We start from the raw sequence: 18,288 nt of genomic DNA on the forward strand, positions 1-18,288 counted from the left end.
GCCGGCACCGACCCGGGCGACGCCGGTCCCCGCTCAGGCCTCGGGCGCGGTGCGGCCCATGGAGTAGAACTCGGGGTTGGGCACCAGCGCCGCGAAATGCGCCAGCCGGTTGGACAGGGCGAAGAACGAGGTGATCATCCCGACGTCCCAGACGTCGTCCTGGGTGAGGCCGTGGGCAGTGAGCGAGGCGAGGTCGTCGGGGGTGACGGCGGCCGGCTCGGCGGCCAGCCGGGTCGCGACGGCCAGCACCGCGTGCATGCGCGGCGAGAGCGGCGCCTTCCGCCAGTCGACGGCCACCTGGTCGGCGATGTAGGGGTCCTTCGCCCGGATCCGCGCGACCGCGCCGTGGGCGACCACGCAGTAGAGGCAGTCGTTGCCGGCGCTGGTGGCCACCACGATGAGCTCCCGGTCGGCCTTCGACAGCCCGGGGGTCTCCTTGTTCATCACGCTGTCGTGCATCGCGAAGAAGGCGAGCGCCTCGTCCGGCCGCCAGGCCAGCGCGGCGAAGATGTTCGGCAGGAAACCCGACTTCTCCTCCACGACGTCGAAGCGCTCGGCGAGGTCGGCCGGCAGCTCCTCCCGCGCCGCGACGGGGAACCGGCTGATCGGTGGCTGCGTCATGCCCCCACTCTGCCAACAGCCGGGCGCACACCGGTTCCCGAGCGGCCGGCCGCGTGCTTCGCTCGGGGCGATCGTCACCGTCCCGGAAGGGGTTCCGATGCCCGTCCACCTCAACCACACGATCGTCGCCGCGCGGGACAAGCACGAGGCCGCGGGCTTCCTCAGCGAGCTGCTCGGCCGGAAACCGCCGACGACATACGGCCCGTTCGCGGTGGTCGAGCTCGACAACGACGTGTCGCTGGACTTCATGGACGACCCGGCGGTGACGCCGCGGCACTACGCCTTCCTGGTCAGCGAGGCGGAGTTCGACGAGATCTTCGGCCGCATCCGGGCGCGCGGGCTCGACTACTGGGCCGATCCCTTCGAGCGGCAGCCCGGCGAGGTCAACACCCAGGACGGCGGCCGCGGCGTCTACTGGAACGACCCCAACGGGCACAAGCTCGAGATCATCACCCGGCCCTACGGCGGCTGAGGCCCCGCAGGAGACTGGCTCCGTGCCCCGACGCTGCCCCTGCGGAACCGGACCGGGCTACGCCGAGTGCTGCGGCCGCCTCCACGACGGCACGGTGCCCGCGGCGACCCCCGAGCAGCTCATGCGCTCGCGGTACAGCGCCTTCGCCGTGGGCGATCCCGAGTACCTGCTCGCCACCTGGCACCCCTCGACCCGGCCGCGCACGCTCGACCTCGACCCCGACGTGCGCTGGACCGGTCTCGACGTCCTCGCCACCACCGGCGGGGCACTGCTCGCCGCCGAGGGGACGGTCGAGTTCCGGGCTTCCTACCGTGCCGGCGGCCGGGACGGCGCCCAGCACGAGAACAGCCGGTTCGTCCGCGTCGGCGGCCGGTGGTGCTACCTCGACGGGGTGTCCCTGGCCTGAGGGTCTCCGTCGACGTGCCAGGATCGCGCCTCGTGCGGCTGCTCGGGCGCGGGGACCTCCCCCGTGAGGTCAACGTCCTGGCCGTCATCGCCTTCGTCGTCGCGCTCGGCTTCGGCATCGTCGCGCCGGCCATACCGCTGTTCGCACGGGCCTTCGGGGTCGGGACGACGGCCATCGGGCTGGCCGTGAGCGCGTTCGCCTTCTTCCGGTTCGTGTCGGCGTTCAGCGGCGGCTCCCTCGTCGAGCGGTTCGGCGAGCGGGCCGTCCTCACCGCCGGGCTGCTCGTCGTCGCGGTCACGACCGGCCTCGCCGGGCTGGCCGGCTCGTTCCCGGTGTTCCTGGCGCTTCGTGCCGCCGGCGGGGTCGGCAGTGCGATGTTCACAGTCGCCGCCCTGTCGCTGCTGCTGCACGTGGCGCCGCCGACCCACCGCGGGCGGGCGGCGGCGCGGTGGCAGGGGGGCTTCATCCTCGGCGGCATCGCCGGTCCCGCCGCGGGCGGACTCCTGGCCGAGCTGTCGCCGCGCCTGCCGTTCTTCCTCTACGCCGGGTTCCTGCTCGTCGCGGGGGCCGTCGCCGTCCTGATGCTGGGGGCCGCACCCAAGGCCGAGGCCGAGCCGGCGGCCGGCCCCGACCTCAGCTCCGGGCCGGTCGCGCTGCGGAACGCCCTGCGCTCGCGGGCCTACATCGCGGCGCTGGTCGCCAACCTCGGCGTGGGCTGGGTGCTGTTCGGCGTCCGGAACTCGCTGGTTCCGCTCTACGTCGTCGAGGAACTGGGCCGCACCATCGCCTGGGCGGGGGCCGGTCTGCTCGTCGGCTCGCTGGCCCAGGCCCTCGGGTTGCTGCGGTCGGGGAGGCTGGTCGACGGCTGGGGCCGCCGTCCGTCGCTGCTGCTGGGCTCGGCGCTGGCCACCGGCTCGGTGCTCGTGCTCGTGCTGCCGCCGGCGATCGGTGCGTTCCTGCTGTCGATGGCCGTCTTCGGACTCGCCGCATCCCTCCTCGCCAGCGCACCCGCGGCGCTCGTCGGAGACATCAGCCCGGCGCGCGGCGGCCGGGTCGTGGCGGTCTTCCAGATGGCGGCCGACCTCGGGGCCATCGTCGGCCCGCTCGCCGCGGGGTGGCTCACCGACGTCGCGTCCTACCAGTGGGCCTTCGCGCTGAGCGCCGCGGTGCTGGCAGCGGGACTGGTCGCGGCGCTCGCACTGCCCCGCGACACGGCCGTCCGGACGGTCGCCGGCCACCGCTGAGGCCGGGGGCGCGACGCGCCCGGGCGGATTCGCACGGGTCAGATCCGCATGATTGGGTAGCGGACGAACAGCGGAACGTGACCGCTGGCCAGCGGGGGGACAACGACTGGCAAGGAGAACACGTGCTTTCCGACCGATCCCGTCCCGTGATCGAGGCGACCCTCCCGGTCGTCGCGGACAACATCGAAGAGATCGCGACCCGCTTCTACGCGCACCTGTTCGGCGAACACCCGGAGCTGCTCGACGGCACGTTCAACCGGGGCAACCAGGCCGAGAAGACCCAGCAGATGGCCCTCGCCGGATCGGTCGCCGTCTTCGCCAGCTCGCTGGTGAAGGTGCCCGAGCAGCTGCCCGAGCACCTGCTCAACCGCATCGCGCACAAGCACGCCTCCCTCGGCATCACCCCGGCCCAGTACGAGGTGGTCCACGACAACCTGTTCTGGGCGATCGTCGACGTGCTCGGGGACGCGGTCACGGCAGAGGTCGCCGCCGCCTGGGACGAGGTCTACTGGCTGATGGCGTACGCGCTGATCAACCAGGAGCGCGGCCTGTACAGCGCCCGAGGCGTGCGCCCGGAGACGGTGTGGCGCGAGTGGGAGGTCGCCGAGAAGATGGAGGAGACCGAGGACGTCGTCACGTTCCGGATGCGCCGGACCGACGACCGCCTGGTGAAGACCTCGCTGCCGGGCCAGTACGTCACCGTCCAGGTGCCGATGCCCGACGGCGTCCGCCAGCCCCGGCAGTACAGCCTCACCAAGGTCGACGACGGCGAGCACCGCCAGTTCTCGGTCAAGCGGGTCCGCGGCGGCGACCGGCCCGACGGCGAGGTGTCCAACCTGCTCTGCGACACGGTGCAGGTCGGGGACCGGCTGACGATGTCGCTGCCGTTCGGCGACGTCGTCCTCGACGACTCCCGGCCGGTGGTGTTCGCCAGCGCCGGCATCGGGATCACCCCGATGGCCGGGATGCTCTCGCACCTGACCGCGGCCGGCTCGCACCTGCCGATCACCCTGCTGCACGCCGACGTCGACGAGGCGTCCTTCGCCCTCCGGCACCAGGTCCTCGAGGACCTGCGGCAGCTGCCGGGTGCCACCGCGCACGTCTGGTACGAGCGCGGGGCGCAGAGTTCGCTGCCCCTCGAGGTGCATGCAGGAACGATGGACCTCGAGGACGTCAAGCTGCCCGACGACGCGGCCTACTACCTCTGTGGTCCGCTGCCGTTCATGCAGGCGGTCCGCAGCGCCCTCATCGACCGCGACGTGCCGGCCCGCGACATCCAGTACGAGGTCTTCGGCCCCGACCTGTGGCAGGCCGACCTGGCGACGGAGGACACGCCGGGCGCCTCCGAGCGGAGCGGCCGCCACGGCGCCTGACCGGCGCATACCTGTTCCCCTCTCCGCCCGTCCCGTCCACGGAGTCGGGCGGGGCCGGACGTCCCGATCCCCCGAGGAGGCGTGCGTGGACATCCCCGCGATGCGGGCCAACTTCGCCAGAGCGGCAGCCACCGGCGACGAGGCTCCGCTGTACTTCTACTCGCACCTGTTCCTGAGCCACCCCGAGACGCGGGCGATGTTCCCGGTCTCGATGGCCCACCAGCGCGACCGGCTGTTCGCCGCGCTCGGCGACGTGGTCGCGCGCGTCGACGACCTGGACGCGCTGGTGCCGATCCTCCAGCAGCTCGGGCGCGACCACCGCAAGTTCGGCACGCTGGCGGCGCACTACCCCGCCGTCGGGGCGAGCCTGCTGGCGACGCTCGAGCACTTCGACGACCAGTGGACCCCCGAGCTGGCCAAGAGCTGGTCGGAGGCCTACGACGTGGTCGCGACGGTCATGATCGAGGCCGCCGAGGAGGCCGCGGAGCAGCCCGCGTGGTGGGACGCCGACGTGGTCGGGCACGACCGCCGCAGCATCGACGTCGCCGTCCTGACCATCCGGCCGCAGGCCCGCTACGACTACCTGCCCGGGCAGTCGCTCTCCCTGGAGACCGACCTGCGGCCGCGCCTGTGGCGCTACTACTCGCCTGCCAACGCACCGCGCCCGGACGGGCTGATCGAGCTGCACGTCAAGTCCCGCGACGGCGGCCCGGTCAGCTCGGCGCTCGTCCGCCGGGTCGGCGTCGGGGACGTGCTCCGGCTCGGTCCGCCCATGGGACACCTGGCGCTCGATCCGGAGTCCGACCGCGACCTCCTGCTCGTCGCCGGCGGCATGGGCTTGGCGCCGCTCAAGGCGCTCGTCGACCAGGTCGCCCGCCACGGCCCGCCCCGCCGGGTCGACCTGTTCGTCGGCTTCCGCACGGAGGACCAGGTCTACGACCGGGCCGACCTGCAGCGCCTCCAGAGCGAGAACCCCTGGTTGGGCGTCACCGTCGCCGTCTCCGAGGACAAGGTCTCGGCCCTCGAGCACGGGGACGTCGGCGACGTCGTCCTCCGCCGGGGGCCGTGGCAGAGCCGGGAGGCCTACGTGGCCGGTCCGGGACCGATGGTGGACGACACCGTCGCCCGGCTCCTGCAGCACGGCATCCCCAGAGCACGCATGCACAGCGAGGTCTTCGCCCCCAGCCGACCGGGGCCCAGCATCGACGGAGAGGTGACCGAATGACCAGCGGACAGTCCGGGGCAGCGAACGAGGAGCGGCGGCTCACACCGGCCGACCTGCAGAGCCTGCGGTTCACCCGCGGGTCGATGCTGCACCCGGGATACGTGGACTCCGAGGTCGACCGGGTGCTGAACCGGCTGGCCGAGGAGATCGGCCGGCTGATCGCCGAGAAGGCGGAACTCCGCGACCAGGTGCGCGCGCTGCAGGCGCAGGTCGAGGGCGTGGTTGTACCTGATCCGCCGAGCGAGCAGGCGGTCCGGATCCTCTCCAGCGCCCAGCAGACGGCGGACAACTACGTCGCGGAGGCCGAGGAGTTCAGCCGCCAGGTCACCAGCGAGGCGCGCGCCGAGTACGAGGAGCGCATCCGGGAGGCCCGCGAGAACGCCGGCGCGATCATCCAGGCGGCGCAGGAGGCGGCGGCCCGCATGGTGCCCGCCGGGTCCGACACCGGCGGACGCACCATCGAGGAGCTCGAGGAGCAGGTCGCCTACCTCAAGGCGTTCGGTCAGGCGTGCCGCGTACAACTGCGCTCCTACCTCGAGGCCCTGATCAGCGACATCGAGACCGAGTGGGGCCGCGCCGACCCGGCGCTCCTCCCCCAGGAGGCGGTCCGGCCCCCCGCCCAGCGGTCCAACCGCGAGCCGGGCGGGGCCACCGCGGCGACGTTCGTGGGCAACACCGCCGCCGAGACACCGCCGGACGACGCGGCCGACTCGGTTCCCGCCGGAGCGGGGCGGGGGCCGTCGTCGAACTGAGCGGTCAGACGGTCCAGCCGGGGGAAGGCCCTGCCGGCGAGCTCGCGGAGGCGGTCCGCGTCGTCCGGAAGGCCGCGGCCGGCCGGTCCCTCAGCCGCCGGTCGAGCTGGGGGGCCGGCTGCGGCCCGGCGTTGCGCCGCTCCCCGGGGCCGACGGGTGCTGGTCCAGGTAGTGGTGCAGGGACGTCGCCCCGCACGTCGTCGCCCCGATGACGACGAGGTTCGGCAGCGCCCGTCACCGGAGGAGGGGCTCCCGGAGGTCGAAGTACTCCGTCTCCCCCACGGCGAGCTTCCCCATCTCCTCCATCGTGGCCCGCAGCTCGAGCGGCACCTCCGTGCGCTCGCCCTCGCGCGCCTCGGCCTCGGAGGTGAAGTAGAGGATCATCGTGTACGCGCCGTCGTCGTGCCCGATCTCGAGGCTGCCGAGGACGTCGGGGCGGTACGCGGACCACTGCGCCGGATCCATGGTCATGAGCTGCCGGGCCCGTGCGGGGTCGCTGGTCCGTCCCCGCATCACCTGCACGAAGCCCGCCTGGTCGGGGTCGCCCTGCAGGTCGACCACGACGTCGGAGCTGTCGAGGAAGGTGACCTCGCCGTCGAAGACGCTCTCCGTGGCGGCCCACCACTCGCCCTGCTCGGGCCGCTCGCTGTTTTGCCGCGCGGCGTCCTCGGACTCGAAACGGGCGACGACGACGGCCCGCCCGTCGTCGGTCACGCCGCCCGTGGTGCCGAGCCAGCCGACCGCGCCGGGGCGGAGGTCCTCCACCCACCGGTCCATGGCGGCCCGCAGACCTTCGGGATCGGACGTCCTGCCGAGAATGACCTGCACGAACATGGCACGCCTCCAGTCCTGGTCGTCCTTCTCCTGCCCCTCGGAACTGCTCAGCCCCCGACGTTGCGCCGGGCCGACTCGTCCTCGTCGTCGTCCCCATCGTCGGGACCATGGCCGCGGCCCCGACCCTGTCCGCCCCGGAGCTCCCCGCCCTGCATCAGCTCCTCGTCCTCGACGGGGCTCTCGCGGTCGTCGGGGGGCGGCACGGCCGCGCCCTCGACGTCGCTGGGCGGCGGGCCTCCCGGTGAGGTGGTCATGGCTCTCCCCTCGGTGCCCGGCTGGTCAGCCGGCCCGCAGTGGCGTCGGGGCGCCGGGCTGGGCGCCCTCTGGATGGGCGGCACGCTACGCCCGACCGGGCAGGTCAGGTACCGATCTCGGTGCGGACGGCGTAGAGCTCCGGGAAGAAGGTGAGATCGAGGGCCCGCTGCAGGAAGCCCAGCCCCGAGGACCCTCCGGTGCCGGTCTTGGCACCGATCGTGCGCCGCACGGTGAGCACGTGGCGGAAGCGCCACAGCTGGAAGTTGTCCTCGACGTCGACCAGGCTCTCGCAGGCCTCGTAGATCCCCCACGGCGTGTCCGTGGACTCGTAGATCCGCCGGAAGACCGGCACGAGCGCGGGTTCGAACCGCCACGGCAGACGGGGATCGCGCTCGAGGACCACGGCGGGGATCTCGAACCCGTGCCGCGCCAGCAGGCGGAGGAACTCGTCGTAGAGGGTCGGCGACTCCAGCAGGTCCGCCAGCAGCTCGCGGGCGGCGGGCTCCCCGTCGAACACCGTCAGCATGGCCGCGTTCTTGTTGCCGAGGATGAACTCGACCGCCCGGTACTGGTGCGACTGGAATCCGGATGCGCTGCCGAGAGCGCCCCGGAACTGAGCGTACTCGCGCGGCGTGAGGGTGGCGAGGACCGACCACTGCTCGGTGAGCGTGCGCTGGATGTTCTTCACGCGGGCCAGGCACTTCAGTGCAGGCGCCAGCTCGTCGTCGTGCAGGTACTGCCGGGCGGCCCGGAGCTCGTGCAGGACGAGCTTCAGCCAGAGCTCGCTGGTCTGGTGCTGCACGATGAACAGCAGCTCGTCGTGGTGCTCGGGCGTGCTGCGCGGATGCTGGGCCGCGAGGAGCCGCTGCAGGTCCAGGTACTCGTCGTAGGTCATGGCGCCGCGAAGGTCGGTGCGCACCGACGGCTCGATCGGCCGGACCGACCTGTCGGCGTCCCGCTCCGGTGGCTCCACGTACCCGAACCTAACCCCGGTCGCGCCGTCCGGCGGCGCGCGAGGGTGCCCGTGGGCGGCGTCCCGGGCGGTACGTTCCGGACTGCTCCGGCAGTTCCTGGGTTCCGAGGTCGCCATGCGCACACCACGGACGCCGGCGGCTCGCCGCCGGCGGCGCACGACGGGGCGCCGGACGGCCGCCGTCCTCGCGCTGCTCGGCGCGCTCTGGATGCTGAACTCCGCGGTGGCCGTGGCGGTGGACGACTTCCCGCGGGGACTGCTCGTGGCGGTCTGCGGGCTGGTCGTGGCCGCCGGCGCGTGGGAGGGCGTGCTCCGCCGCGGATGGGGCCGGGTCGCCGGGCTCGCGGTCGCCGGCGCGGCACTGGCGGTCGCGGCGTTGCTCCTGGTCGACGAGGGCTTCCAGCGCGACCTGGTCCTGCTCGTCCTGGGGGCCCTGATCTGGCACGTCGGCGCCCGGCTGGCCTTCCAGCCCCGCGTGTCGCTGGACCCGGTCGAGCGGCCCCGCCGACCCGTGCTCTTCGTCAATCCGCGCTCCGGAGGAGGGAAGGCCACCCGGTTCCGGCTGGCCGAGGAGGCGCGCGAGCGCGGCATCACGCCGGTGGAGATGGCGCCCGGAGACGACCTGGCGGAGCTCGTCCGGACCGCCCTGGACGACGGCGCGGACGCACTGGCGATGGCCGGGGGCGACGGCTCCCAGGCGATCGTGGCCGCCGCGGCGGCGGAGGCAGGGAGGCCCTATGCGTGCGTCCCCTCGGGTACCCGCAACCACTTCGCGCTGGACCTGGGTGTCGACCGGGACGACGTCGTGGGCGCCCTGGACGCGTTCGTCGACGGCGGCGAGCGGGTGGTCGACCTCGCCGAGGTGAACGGGCGGGTCTTCGTCAACAACGTGTCGCTCGGCGTGTACGCCGAGGCCGTGCAGCGACCCGGCTACCGGGCGGCCAAGGTGCGGACGCTGCTCGGCACGGCATCCCTCGTGCTCGGGACGACCGCGGGCGCCCAGGACATGCGGTGGACGACGCCGGGCGGGCGGACCATGCACGGGGCAGCGGTGATCCTGGTCGGCAACAACCAGTACCGGCTGGGCGGGGCGGCGGGCGCCGGTACCCGGCCGGCGGTGGACCGCGGCGAGTTGGGCATCAGCGTGGTGGACCCCCCGAGCACCCGCACTCCTCACCGGCGCAAGGCCTGGCGCCAGTGGACGGCGCCGGAGTTCCGGGTCGAGTCGGCCCAGCCGCTGCCGGCCGGCGTCGACGGCGAGGCGGTGCTCCTGGCATCACCCGTCGAGTTCCGGGTGCGCCCCGCCGCCCTGCGGGTGCGCATCGCGGCGCACCACCCGGGGGCCTCCCCGTCGTCCGTCGAGCCGGTGGGCGCCTTCCCGGCGCTGCGGGCCCTCGCTCGCATCGCGGTCGGCCGGAACCCGCAACCGGCCGAGCACACCCCCGCGGCCGCACCGGCCGGCCGCATCGTCGGCTGAGCTCAGGAGGCGGACACCCGCGGAGCGACCTCGGTCCCCAGCAGCTCGATCCCACGGAGCAGGTCGGCGTGCGCGAGGCGCGGGTTGGTCATCTGCAGCGAGATCCGGTCGACGCCGCCGAGCTGCGCCGAGATCCGGACCAGCTTGTCCGCCACTGTGTCCGGGTCGCCCATGAAGAAGGCGCCGTTCGGGCCGCTGGTGGCATCGAACTGCGCGCGCGTCGGCGTCGCGAAGCCGCGCTCCCGCGAGACCTTCGTGAACATCTCGTGCCAGCCGGGGTAGACGGTGTCCGCGGCGGCCTGCGTGCTGTCGGCGACGAAGCCGAAGACGTGCAGGCCCACCTGCAGCTGCTCGGGGGCGTGGCCCGCCTGGGCCCCCGCCCGGCGGTAGAGGTCGATCAGGGGACCGAACTGCCGCGGCTCCCCGCCGATGATCGCGACCATCAGCGGCAGGCCCAGCAGCCCCGCCCGCACGAAGGACTCCGGCGTCCCGCCGACGCCCACCCAGATCGGCAGCGGGTCCTGCAGCGGGCGCGGGTAGACGCCCTGACCGGTCAGGGCCGGCCGGTGCCGCCCGGACCAGGTGACCTTCTCCGACTCCCGGATGCGCAGCAGGAGGTCGAGCTTCTCCTCGAACAGCGAGTCGTAGTCGGCGAGGCTGAGCCCGAAGAGGGGGAAGGCCTCGGTGAACGAGCCGCGCCCGACGACCAGGTCGATGCGGCCCTTGGAGATCAGGTCGAGGGTCGCGAACTGCTGGAAGACGCGGACCGGGTCCGCCGCGCTCAGCACGGCCACGGCGCTGCCCAGGCGGATGCGCGACGTGCGCGCCGCCGCGGCGGCCAGGATCACCGGCGGCGCCGAGTCGTAGTACTCGGGCCGGTGGTGCTCCCCGATGCCGAAGGAGTACAGCCCGACCCGGTCGGCAAGGGCGATCTCCTCGAGCAGGTGCTCCATCCGCTCCTCGGGCCCGATGAGGCGCCCGCTGACGGGATCGGTCACCGCCGAGACGAAGCTGTCGACGCCCAGATGCACGGCCGTCCTCCTGGTGGTTCGGTCCGACGGCAGGTCCGTCACACGCTCGACGAGTCAACCAGGGCGGCCGCCGAGGTATGCCGGGCGGCCGGCGGGTAGGGGTGGGCCCATGGGTACGCGCATCGCGTCGGTCGCGGCCGGGAGCTCCTGGACCGACCCCGAGGACGGCGTCCGCTATCCCGCCGGCGAGGTGCACGCGTGGGAGCAGGGGCGGAACGAGACGGTGTGCGGGTTGTCGCTGCACCGGTCGCGGCTGGCCCGCTTCCCGCACGTCAGCTGGGCCGACGTCCAGCCGGAGTCCGGCCGGCACGCGGAGGGGGTGCAGGCCGTCTGCCGCCGCTGCCGGGCGGGCATGGGTGCGCGCCGCGACGACCGCGGCTGGACCCGGACGAACCCCCGGCCCTAGCGGGCGGGAAACGCGTCGGCGAGCAGGTCGTCGAGCGGAGCGCGGGCCCCGGCGTTCAGGGAGGCCTGCCAGGCGGCGTCGTCGCCCGGCCGGCGGACCGGCTGCAGGGACCGTGCGAGCAGGGCCGCGTCCGGCGGGTCGATGGGCAACTCCGCCTGCTCGCGCAGCGCGGCCGCCGCCCCCGCCATCCGCGCCGCGCGTCGGGGGTCGTCGAGCGCGGCGAACGTCCACGCGAGCAGCTCGAGCAGTGCGATGGTCATGTCGGGGTCCTCGAGCCCGGCCGTCTCAGGCGCGACCGTCCGGGCCGTCTCGTAGGCCTCGGTCGCGCGGTCCAGCTGCAGGAGCGCGGCGGCCATGTTGATCTGGTCGGCGACGACCGCCCAGTCGTCACCGAGCCGGCGGTCCAGTGCCAGCGCCTCCGTCAGCCGCTCCAGCGCCGAGGCCGGCTGCTCGTCGTCGACGTCCATGATCGCCAGGTTGGACAAGGAGCCCGCCAGCCGCCGCTCGTCCCCGGACGCCCGTGCGAGGTCGACGCTCTCCACCAGCATCTGCCGCGCGAGCACCGGTTCCTCCAGGGCGCGGTAGGCGATGGCCAGGCTGCTGAGGTTCTGCACGATCCTGCCTGCGTCGCCGTGTTCCCTCCAGAAGGCCAGCGACCGCTCCAGGGCGTCGCGGGCCGCCTCCGTCTCACCGTGCTGGACGAGCAGCACCCCGAGGGACTGCAGGGCCGACATCAGCTCGGGGCTCTCCTCCCCCGCCGCAGACGCGACCGCCCGGCCGAGCCAGCGGCGGCCTTCGGCCTGGTCGCCGCACGTGTACCAGTAGCGGTACAGCGCCTGGCAGAGCCGCAGTCCGAGGAGCCGCCGGTCCGCGGGGCCACCCGCATCGGGCAGAGCCCACTCCAGGACGGCCCGGAGATTGTCCTGCTCGTCGACGATCCGGTCCTTGGCACCGAGCTGCCGGCTCCCCTGGAGCAGGGGCGCGATCGCCTCGGCCCGCCCGACGTAGTGCTCGCCGTGCCGCCGGAAGGCTGCGTCCTCCTCGCCGGCTTCGGTGAGCCGGCGCCGAGCGGAGACGGAGACGGTGCGCAGGAGGCGGAACCTCGGCTCGCCGTCCGGCCTCTCGTCCACGACGAGGAGGCTGACGTCCACGAGCTCCTCCAGGGCGTCGAGCGGCTCGGGGTGGTCGGGGGCGACGGCCGACACGGCGTCCAGGTCGAAGGCTCCGCCGAACGCGCCGAGCTGGCGGAAGAAGGACTGCAGCTCGGGCGGCAGCAGCCCGTAGCTCCAGTCGACCGTGGCGTGCAGGGTGCGGTGCCGCTCCGGCAGAGGCTGTCGGCCCGCCGCCAGGTCGAGGCCGGCAGCCAGCCGGTTGCGGAGCGCGGGGGGGCCGAAGACCTTCACGCGGGCGGCCGCCAGCTCGATGGCCAGCGGGAGCCCGTCGAGCAGCCGGCAGACATCGACCACGGCGGCGAGGTCGGCCCCGTCCGGGTCGAAGCCGGGCCGCACCATCCGGGCCCGCTCGACGAACAGCTCGACGGCGCTCGCGCCGCCCGGCTCCCCGGAGGCGGCGACGGTCAGCGGCGTCACCGGACGCTGGAACTCGCCGGCCACGTGCAGCGGTCGGCGGGACGTCGCGAGGATCCGGACTCCGGGCGCGCGCAGCAGGTCGGTGACCACGGACGGGGCGGCGGGCAGCTGCTCGAGGTTGTCGAGGACGAGCAGCGCCGGCGCGGCGGCGAGGAACGCGACGACGTCCCGGGGCTGCCGGGCCGCCGCGGGCAGTCCCAGGTGGTCGGCGACCGTCGCCCACATGACGTCGGCCGACGTGGCGGCCTCCAGCGGCAGGAAGTAGACGCCGTCCGCGGTCCGCTCCGCCAGCGCCGCCGCGACCGCGATGGCCAGCCGCGTCTTGCCGGCGCCGCCGGGTCCGGTCAGCGTCACCACCCGCGCGCGGCCGCCGGTGAGGAGCCCGCTGAGCTCCACGACCTCGGCCTCCCGCCCGACGAGCGTCGTGGCCGGGGTGGGCAGGTCGCTCGCCCGGCCGAGGCTGCGCAGCGGCGGGAACTCCTGCTCCAGCCCGTCCAGCGTGAGCTGGTAGAGCTGCTCGGGGTCGGGGAAGTCCTTGAGCCGGTGCCGGCCGAGGTCGGTCAGGGTGGCGCCCTCCGGGAGGCGGCCGGCACCGATCCGGCGGGTCGCCTCGGTCATCAGCACCTGGCCGCCATGGGCCAGCCCGGCGATCCGCGCCGCGAGATGGACGTCGAGGCCGACGTAGCCGTCCTCGTGCGGCGTCGGCTCACCGGTGTGCAGCCCCATGCGCACCAGCACGGGCACCGCACGCGGCCAGCGGTGCCCCTGCAGGCTCCGCTGGGCCTGGGCCGCGGCGCTCAGGGCGTCGGAGACGGACGGGAAGACGACGAAGAAGCTGTCGCCCTCGGTCCCCATCTCCCGGCCGTGCCACCGCTCGAACGCCGTCCGCAGGATGCTCCGGTGCGCGGAGAGGACGTCGGCGTACGCCTCCCCGAGGGCACGCAGCGCCGCCGTCGACCCCTCGATGTCGCTGAAGAGCATCGTGAGGGTTCCGGTGGGGACGGCGGGGTCCACGGCGGCACGCTAGAGCAGCACCCCGTCCCGCGGGAGTGCGTAGACGTCGCAGGTGCCGTACTCGTCGACGTAGTCCTTCCAGAGCAGTGACATGCCGAGCCTGGTGGCGACGTTCCGCGAGGCGGAGTTCTCCGGGTCGATCAGGCAGATGAGGCGGTCGACCGGCAGCGTGGCGAAGGCGTGGCCGGCGATGGCCCGGGCCGCCTCCGTGGCCAGGCCGCGGCCCCAGTGGCTCCGGTCGAGCAGGTAGGCGACCTCCACCTCGGTCCGGCCCTCGATCTCCCACGGCAGCAGCCCGCAGCGGCCGATGAAGGCGCCGGTCTCCTTGAGGACCGTCGCCCACAGGCCGTAGCCGTACCGGCCGTAGTAGACGTCGATGATCCAGTCCAGCTCCTCGCGGGTCTCCTTCCGCGTGCGGGTGCCGTCGGGGAAGTACCGCCGGACCTCGGGATCGGCGTAGAGCGCCGCCAGCGCGTCGAGGTCCGCTGGGACCAGCGTCCGGAGCACCAGCCGGTCGGTCTCGAGGACGACCGACGAAGGGTTCGACTCCACGGGACTCCTCTCCTCAGGCGCCGTCGAGCGCGCTCCAGAAGGCCGCCCGGACGCCACCGGCGCCCCAGGCGTTGGGCTCGATCAGGTTGCAGAACCACAGGTCGCGGTCCGCGGGTCGCGCCTCCCGCCGCGTGGGATCGCCCGCGCGCAGTCCGTGGCCGGTGAACTCGCGTGCGATCTCGGCGACCGAGGCGCCGTGCGCCCGCGCCACCGTCTGCAGGGAGTCGTTGAGCCCGGCGATCACCGGGACGGCGTCGTCCCACGGCGGGAGCCCCAACCGCGCGGCGTCCCCCGTGCCGTCGCTGGGGTCGTAGACCGTGCCGACGACGATCCGCCCGCCGGGCGCGAGCAGGCCGGCGATCGCAGTCAGCGCCTCTGCCACCGAATCCCGCACTCGGCCGATCACCGCGCGCGCCGCGGCGGTGTCCCCGTAGGCACCGAGCAGGTCGTTCCCGCCGATCGTCAGGGTCACGATCGTCGGGCGCGACGGGAGTGCCGCGAGCCGGGGCAGCTGGGCGTCGAGAAGACTGCGGGTCGTGGCGCCGTCCGTGGCGAGCAACGAGAAGGTGGTGCCGGGGTCGGCGGTCAGGAGATCGCGTCCCCGCCATTCCGGGAAGTCGTCGTCCCGGTTGCGGTACAGGAGGCTCGCCCCGCCGCGGCCCGGACCGCCCGAGTAGTCGTCGATGGAGATCGAGTCACCGAGCGCGACGAAGTGGGCCGGCGGAGCCATACCGACATCCTGTGGCCCCGACCGAGCCGGTGCACGATGCACGGGTGCTGTCCGTCGCGCGCTCGCACCGGCTCGCGGGTGCGGTCGTGGCGGTCTGCTGCGTCGCGGCGGTGACGGTCTACGGGGAGCTGTCCCCGCAGGCGCTCGTCGCGGTCGGTCTGACCGGACTGCTGGCGGCCGGCTACGGCGTGACCATCCGGGCCGGCGAGGCCGCCCCTCCGATCGGCCGGCGGGGCGCGGTCTGGCTGTTCTGGCTGGCGGCCGCCGGAGCCTGGGAGCTCGTCACGCTAGCCCACGACGGCCTGCCGACGGTCAGCGACCTCGCCGATCCGGTCCTCGCACATCCGGCTGCCCGCTGCGCGGCCGCCCTCGGTTGGGTCGCGGTCGGCGCGTGGCTGGTCTCGCGTCCCCGCGACCCTCGGGAGCCGGGATGAGCGGCGCAACGGTCACCGTGCTCGGCCTGGTCGTCCTGGCGGTCGGGGGCGCGGCTCTGGAACTCACGGCACACCGGCGGCCCGACCGACCGACCGCCGCGCAGGCGGTCGGGGCGGCGATGCGCACGACCCCGGGGCGGGCAGCGGTCTGGGCCGTCTGGCTGTGGCTCGGCATCCACTTCCTGGCGCGCTAGGAACCGCGCAGGGCCGCGTAGATCTCCCGGGCGTGGTCGAAGACCAGGAAGTGCCCCTCGCCGGGGAACCAGTGGGCTGTGCAGTCCGGCAGCATCGCGCTGAGCACCCGGCCCATCGCCACGGGCACCTGCCAGTCCTGCGTCCCGTGCCACAGGTCGACGTGCTGGCGCACCGACGACACGGGGAACCCCCACGGACGGAACAGCAGCGCGCGGTCCTCGGCCAGCACGGCCGACCCGTTGCGCAGCCCCTCGGTGAACGTCTTCGCCATGATCGACCGGACGGCGGGCCGCCCGAGCACCCGGCGGTCGGCCGGGTTGAGCCGCACCTGCAGGTAGCGCGGGATGAGCGCCGGCCGCAGCGACAGCGGGGCGAACACCGGCTGCAGCGCCGCAGCCGGGAAGGGACGGTGGGCGGCCGCGCGCACCGGTCCGGGCACCCACCGCGGCCACGGCCAGGGGACGTCGGGCGGCGGCGCCCCGCCGAGCACCCCGACGGCGGTCACCCGCTCCCCGAATGCCGCGGCGCAGGCCAGCGCGTAGGCGGCACCGCCGGAGAGGCTGAGGGTGGCGAACCGGTCGATGCCGAGGTGGTCGAGCAGCTCGGCGACGTCGTCCGGCCAGTCGGGGATCCGCCGTCCAGGGTGGGGGTCGGACCGGCCGAAGCCGGGCCGGTCCGGCACGACGAACCGCACGCCCCACCGGCGGTAGGCGTCCGGGTCCTCGACGTGCCGCTCGAGCCGGGAGCTCGGCGAGCCGTGACAGCCGAGCACCGGCTGCCCGTCGGGGTCGCCCAACTCGGCATAGGCGAGCATCCGGCCGTCGCGGAGCCGGATGCTGCCCTCGCGCAGGCCGATCCCGGTTGCCATCCGCGGCCCCTACCCGGCCGGCCGCGTGTCCACCCGGACGGCGGTCAGCCGCGCCACCGCTCGATGAGTCCGGGCCCGATCTCCGCGCCGGCCGTCCCGGCCGTGGCCCAGCCGAGCACGACCAGCCAGGACACCGGGTCCAGGGGCGTGCAGCCGAAGAACCGGCTCACCCCCGGCGTCTGGACGACGGCCACGAGGGCGGCCAGCGAGCCCGCGACCGTGGCGAGCACCAGCGGGCTGCGGCGACCCGCCCAGGCGGTCTGGCCGAGCTGGGTGGTGATCAGTGCCGCGAGCCCCATGGTTCCCGCGCGGCCGCGGGGGCCGGTGAGGCGGCCGCCCGCCCAGGCGCCGGTCGCCCCGGCGGTGGTCGCCGCTCCGCGGACGAGCACCATCCGCCGGACCTCCCGGGCGAAGCCCCGCTGCGGTCCGGCCGCGAGGACCGCCTCGAGCGGGTGCCCGGCCAGCGGGCCACCCGACGCCGGGGACGCCGTCGCGCGGGGCGCCGAGACGGCGACCGCCAGCGCCGGGAACATGTCGGTGAGCAGGTTGACCAGCAGCAGCTGGCGGGTGCCGAGCGGGGCGCGACCACCGAACGCCGTCCCGAGGACGGTGAAGGCCACCTCGCCGGCGTTGCCGCCCACCAGCACGGACACCGCGTCCCGCACGCGCGACCACATGGCCCGGCCCTCGCCGATCGCGTCGACGAGGCGGGTGAGGTCGACGTCGGTGAGCACCAGGTCGGCGGCCGTCCGGGCGGCCGGCGACTCCGCGCCGGCGACGCCCACGCCGACGTCGGCCAGGCGGATGGCCGCGGCGTCGTTCACGCCGTCGCCGGTCATCGCCAGGGTGGCACCGGCCCGGCGGAGCGCCGCCACCAGGGAGACCTTCTGCTCCGGCGACAGCCGCGCGAAGACAGCGGTCTCGCGCACCATGCGCAGGCGTTCGGCGTCCGAGGCCCGCGCGAACTGGGCACCGGTCACCACCCGGTCGGCGTCCGGGACGCCGGCCTGCGCCGCGATGGCGCTCGCCGTCTCCGGGTGGTCACCGGTGGCGATGACCACCCGCACGCCCGCTGCGCCCAGTTGTTCGACCGCCGCCGCCGACGAGTCCCGCACGGTGTCGGCGAGCGCGACCAGCCCGCGGAGGGTGAGCTCCTGCGCGGCCTCCTCGAGATCGTCGGGGCACCCGTCGACCGCGCGGTCGGCGACGGCGAGCACCCGGAGCCCCTCGCCCGCCAGCCGCTGCACCTGCTCCCGGACGTCGCCGGGGTCGGCGCACCGGCGGAGCACGACCTCGGGGGCGCCCTTCACGACCAGCCGCCCGTTGCGCACGGCCGCGGAGAACCCCCGCTCGGCGGCGAAGGGCAGGCCGCTCTCGCAGTCCCCGTCGGACGCCACACCGTGCTCGGTGGCCGCGTCCATGACCGCCCGGTCGGTCTCGTGCGCCTGGTCGTCGCCGTCGGCGCCGGCGGCGGCAGCCAGCCCCAGCAGCTCCTCCTCGTCGGGGCCGTCCGCTCCGACGGGCACCAGCCGGGCCACCCGCAGCCGGTTCTCCGTCAGCGTCCCGGTCTTGTCGAAGCAGACGGTGTCCACGCGGCCGAGCGCCTCCAGCACCCGGGCACTGCGGACGACGGCCCCGCGGCCCGACAACCGCCGCGCCGCGGACTGCTGCGCCACCGTCGCGACCAGCGGCAGCCCCTCCGGGACGGCGGCGACCGCGACGGCCAGCCCCGACCGGACCGCCTCGCGCAGCGGCCTGCCCCACAGCACGCCGAGGGCGGTCACCGCCCCGCCACCGGCGAGGGTGAGCGGCAGCACCGAGGAGGTCAGCTCGCCCA

Annotated in this window: 20 protein-coding genes; 10 read left to right on the forward strand and 10 right to left on the reverse strand. The window is 74.5% G+C overall.

Translation table 11 applies throughout. From position 1 onward, the window contains the following. Positions 1-33: 33 nt before the first annotated feature. A complete protein-coding gene (locus E4P40_RS10225) occupies positions 34-621 on the reverse strand; it encodes a peroxidase-related enzyme (protein WP_135158531.1) in 588 nt (195 codons plus the stop codon). Between the two features lie 97 nt (positions 622-718). Here E4P40_RS10225 and E4P40_RS10230 point away from each other — a divergent pair, with 97 nt between their 5' ends. The 6 genes from E4P40_RS10230 to E4P40_RS10255 all read left to right on the forward strand — a co-directional run bounded on the left by E4P40_RS10230 (position 719) and on the right by E4P40_RS10255 (position 6,093). Beyond that, positions 719-1,093 carry a VOC family protein gene (locus E4P40_RS10230; RefSeq protein WP_135158532.1) on the forward strand — a complete coding sequence of 125 codons (375 nt, stop codon included), beginning with the start codon at positions 719-721 and terminating at the stop codon, positions 1,091-1,093. A gap of 22 nt (positions 1,094-1,115) precedes the next feature. Continuing rightward, on the forward strand, positions 1,116-1,499 hold the full coding sequence (locus E4P40_RS10235; protein ID WP_135158533.1) for a YchJ family protein: 384 nt from the start codon (positions 1,116-1,118) through the stop codon (positions 1,497-1,499). 32 nt (positions 1,500-1,531) lie between these two features. Beyond that, on the forward strand, positions 1,532-2,743 hold the full coding sequence (locus E4P40_RS10240; RefSeq protein WP_135158534.1) for an MFS transporter: 1,212 nt from the start codon (positions 1,532-1,534) through the stop codon (positions 2,741-2,743). A 122-nt stretch (positions 2,744-2,865) separates the two neighbouring features. After that, positions 2,866-4,116, forward strand: coding sequence for an FAD-binding oxidoreductase (locus E4P40_RS10245; RefSeq protein WP_135158535.1), 1,251 nt, complete (start codon positions 2,866-2,868; stop codon positions 4,114-4,116). Between the two features lie 85 nt (positions 4,117-4,201). Continuing rightward, a complete protein-coding gene (locus E4P40_RS10250) occupies positions 4,202-5,341 on the forward strand; it encodes a globin domain-containing protein (protein WP_135158536.1) in 1,140 nt (379 codons plus the stop codon). After that, a complete protein-coding gene (locus E4P40_RS10255; protein WP_135158537.1) occupies positions 5,338-6,093 on the forward strand; it encodes a DivIVA domain-containing protein in 756 nt (251 codons plus the stop codon). Before E4P40_RS10250 ends, E4P40_RS10255 begins: the two co-directional genes overlap by 4 nt. A 234-nt stretch (positions 6,094-6,327) precedes the next feature. Here E4P40_RS10255 and E4P40_RS10260 read toward each other — a convergent pair whose 3' ends face one another. From E4P40_RS10260 to E4P40_RS10270, 3 genes are all read right to left on the reverse strand, one after another. Then, positions 6,328-6,927, reverse strand: coding sequence for a hypothetical protein (locus tag E4P40_RS10260; protein ID WP_135158538.1), 600 nt, complete (start codon positions 6,925-6,927; stop codon positions 6,328-6,330). 47 nt (positions 6,928-6,974) lie between these two features. Beyond that, entirely contained in the window at positions 6,975-7,181 is a 207-nt protein-coding gene (locus E4P40_RS10265) for a hypothetical protein (protein WP_135158539.1), read from the reverse strand. A 104-nt stretch (positions 7,182-7,285) separates the two neighbouring features. Beyond that, positions 7,286-8,155, reverse strand: coding sequence for a tryptophan 2,3-dioxygenase family protein (locus E4P40_RS10270; RefSeq protein ID WP_245160243.1), 870 nt, complete (start codon positions 8,153-8,155; stop codon positions 7,286-7,288). A 115-nt stretch (positions 8,156-8,270) separates the two neighbouring features. Here E4P40_RS10270 and E4P40_RS10275 point away from each other — a divergent pair, with 115 nt between their 5' ends. Further along, positions 8,271-9,632: a diacylglycerol kinase family protein gene (locus E4P40_RS10275; RefSeq protein WP_135158540.1), complete on the forward strand. Its 1,362-nt coding sequence runs from the start codon at positions 8,271-8,273 to the stop codon at positions 9,630-9,632. A gap of 2 nt (positions 9,633-9,634) precedes the next feature. Here E4P40_RS10275 and E4P40_RS10280 read toward each other — a convergent pair whose 3' ends face one another. Next, positions 9,635-10,663 (reverse strand): LLM class flavin-dependent oxidoreductase, encoded by a 1,029-nt coding sequence (locus E4P40_RS10280; RefSeq protein WP_135158541.1) that lies wholly within the window; start codon positions 10,661-10,663, stop codon positions 9,635-9,637. A 109-nt stretch (positions 10,664-10,772) separates the two neighbouring features. Between E4P40_RS10280 and E4P40_RS10285 the strand changes: the two genes are divergently transcribed. After that, complete coding sequence (locus E4P40_RS10285) at positions 10,773-11,069, forward strand: hypothetical protein (protein WP_135158542.1); 297 nt, start codon at positions 10,773-10,775, stop codon at positions 11,067-11,069. Here the strand turns inward: E4P40_RS10285 and E4P40_RS10290 are convergent. Genes E4P40_RS10290 through E4P40_RS10300 form a run of 3 tightly spaced genes read right to left on the reverse strand, consistent with a single transcriptional unit; the run spans position 11,066 to position 14,954 of the window. Beyond that, complete coding sequence (locus E4P40_RS10290; protein WP_135158543.1) at positions 11,066-13,672, reverse strand: tetratricopeptide repeat protein; 2,607 nt, start codon at positions 13,670-13,672, stop codon at positions 11,066-11,068. The two genes, E4P40_RS10285 and E4P40_RS10290, sit on opposite strands and share 4 nt — an antisense overlap. Before the next feature lie 9 nt (positions 13,673-13,681). Then, positions 13,682-14,224, reverse strand: coding sequence for a GNAT family N-acetyltransferase (locus tag E4P40_RS10295; protein ID WP_167762180.1), 543 nt, complete (start codon positions 14,222-14,224; stop codon positions 13,682-13,684). A gap of 13 nt (positions 14,225-14,237) precedes the next feature. Beyond that, entirely contained in the window at positions 14,238-14,954 is a 717-nt protein-coding gene (locus E4P40_RS10300; protein WP_135158545.1) for a GDSL-type esterase/lipase family protein, read from the reverse strand. 11 nt (positions 14,955-14,965) lie between these two features. Here E4P40_RS10300 and E4P40_RS10305 point away from each other — a divergent pair, with 11 nt between their 5' ends. Continuing rightward, on the forward strand, positions 14,966-15,388 hold the full coding sequence (locus tag E4P40_RS10305) for a hypothetical protein (RefSeq protein ID WP_245160244.1): 423 nt from the start codon (positions 14,966-14,968) through the stop codon (positions 15,386-15,388). Then, entirely contained in the window at positions 15,385-15,582 is a 198-nt protein-coding gene (locus tag E4P40_RS10310; RefSeq protein ID WP_135158546.1) for a DUF6186 family protein, read from the forward strand. Before E4P40_RS10305 ends, E4P40_RS10310 begins: the two co-directional genes overlap by 4 nt. On the opposite strand, the gene E4P40_RS10315 is transcribed toward E4P40_RS10310, so the two are convergent. Both E4P40_RS10315 and E4P40_RS10320 read right to left on the reverse strand, forming a co-directional pair. After that, a complete protein-coding gene (locus tag E4P40_RS10315) occupies positions 15,579-16,451 on the reverse strand; it encodes an alpha/beta hydrolase (RefSeq protein ID WP_135158547.1) in 873 nt (290 codons plus the stop codon). The two genes, E4P40_RS10310 and E4P40_RS10315, sit on opposite strands and share 4 nt — an antisense overlap. A gap of 44 nt (positions 16,452-16,495) precedes the next feature. Beyond that, positions 16,496-18,288, reverse strand: a 1,793-nt coding sequence (locus E4P40_RS10320) for a cation-translocating P-type ATPase (RefSeq protein WP_135158548.1), incomplete at its 5' end; no start/stop codon positions are given.

The sequence above is a fragment of the Blastococcus sp. CT_GayMR20 genome, assembly GCF_004570345.1.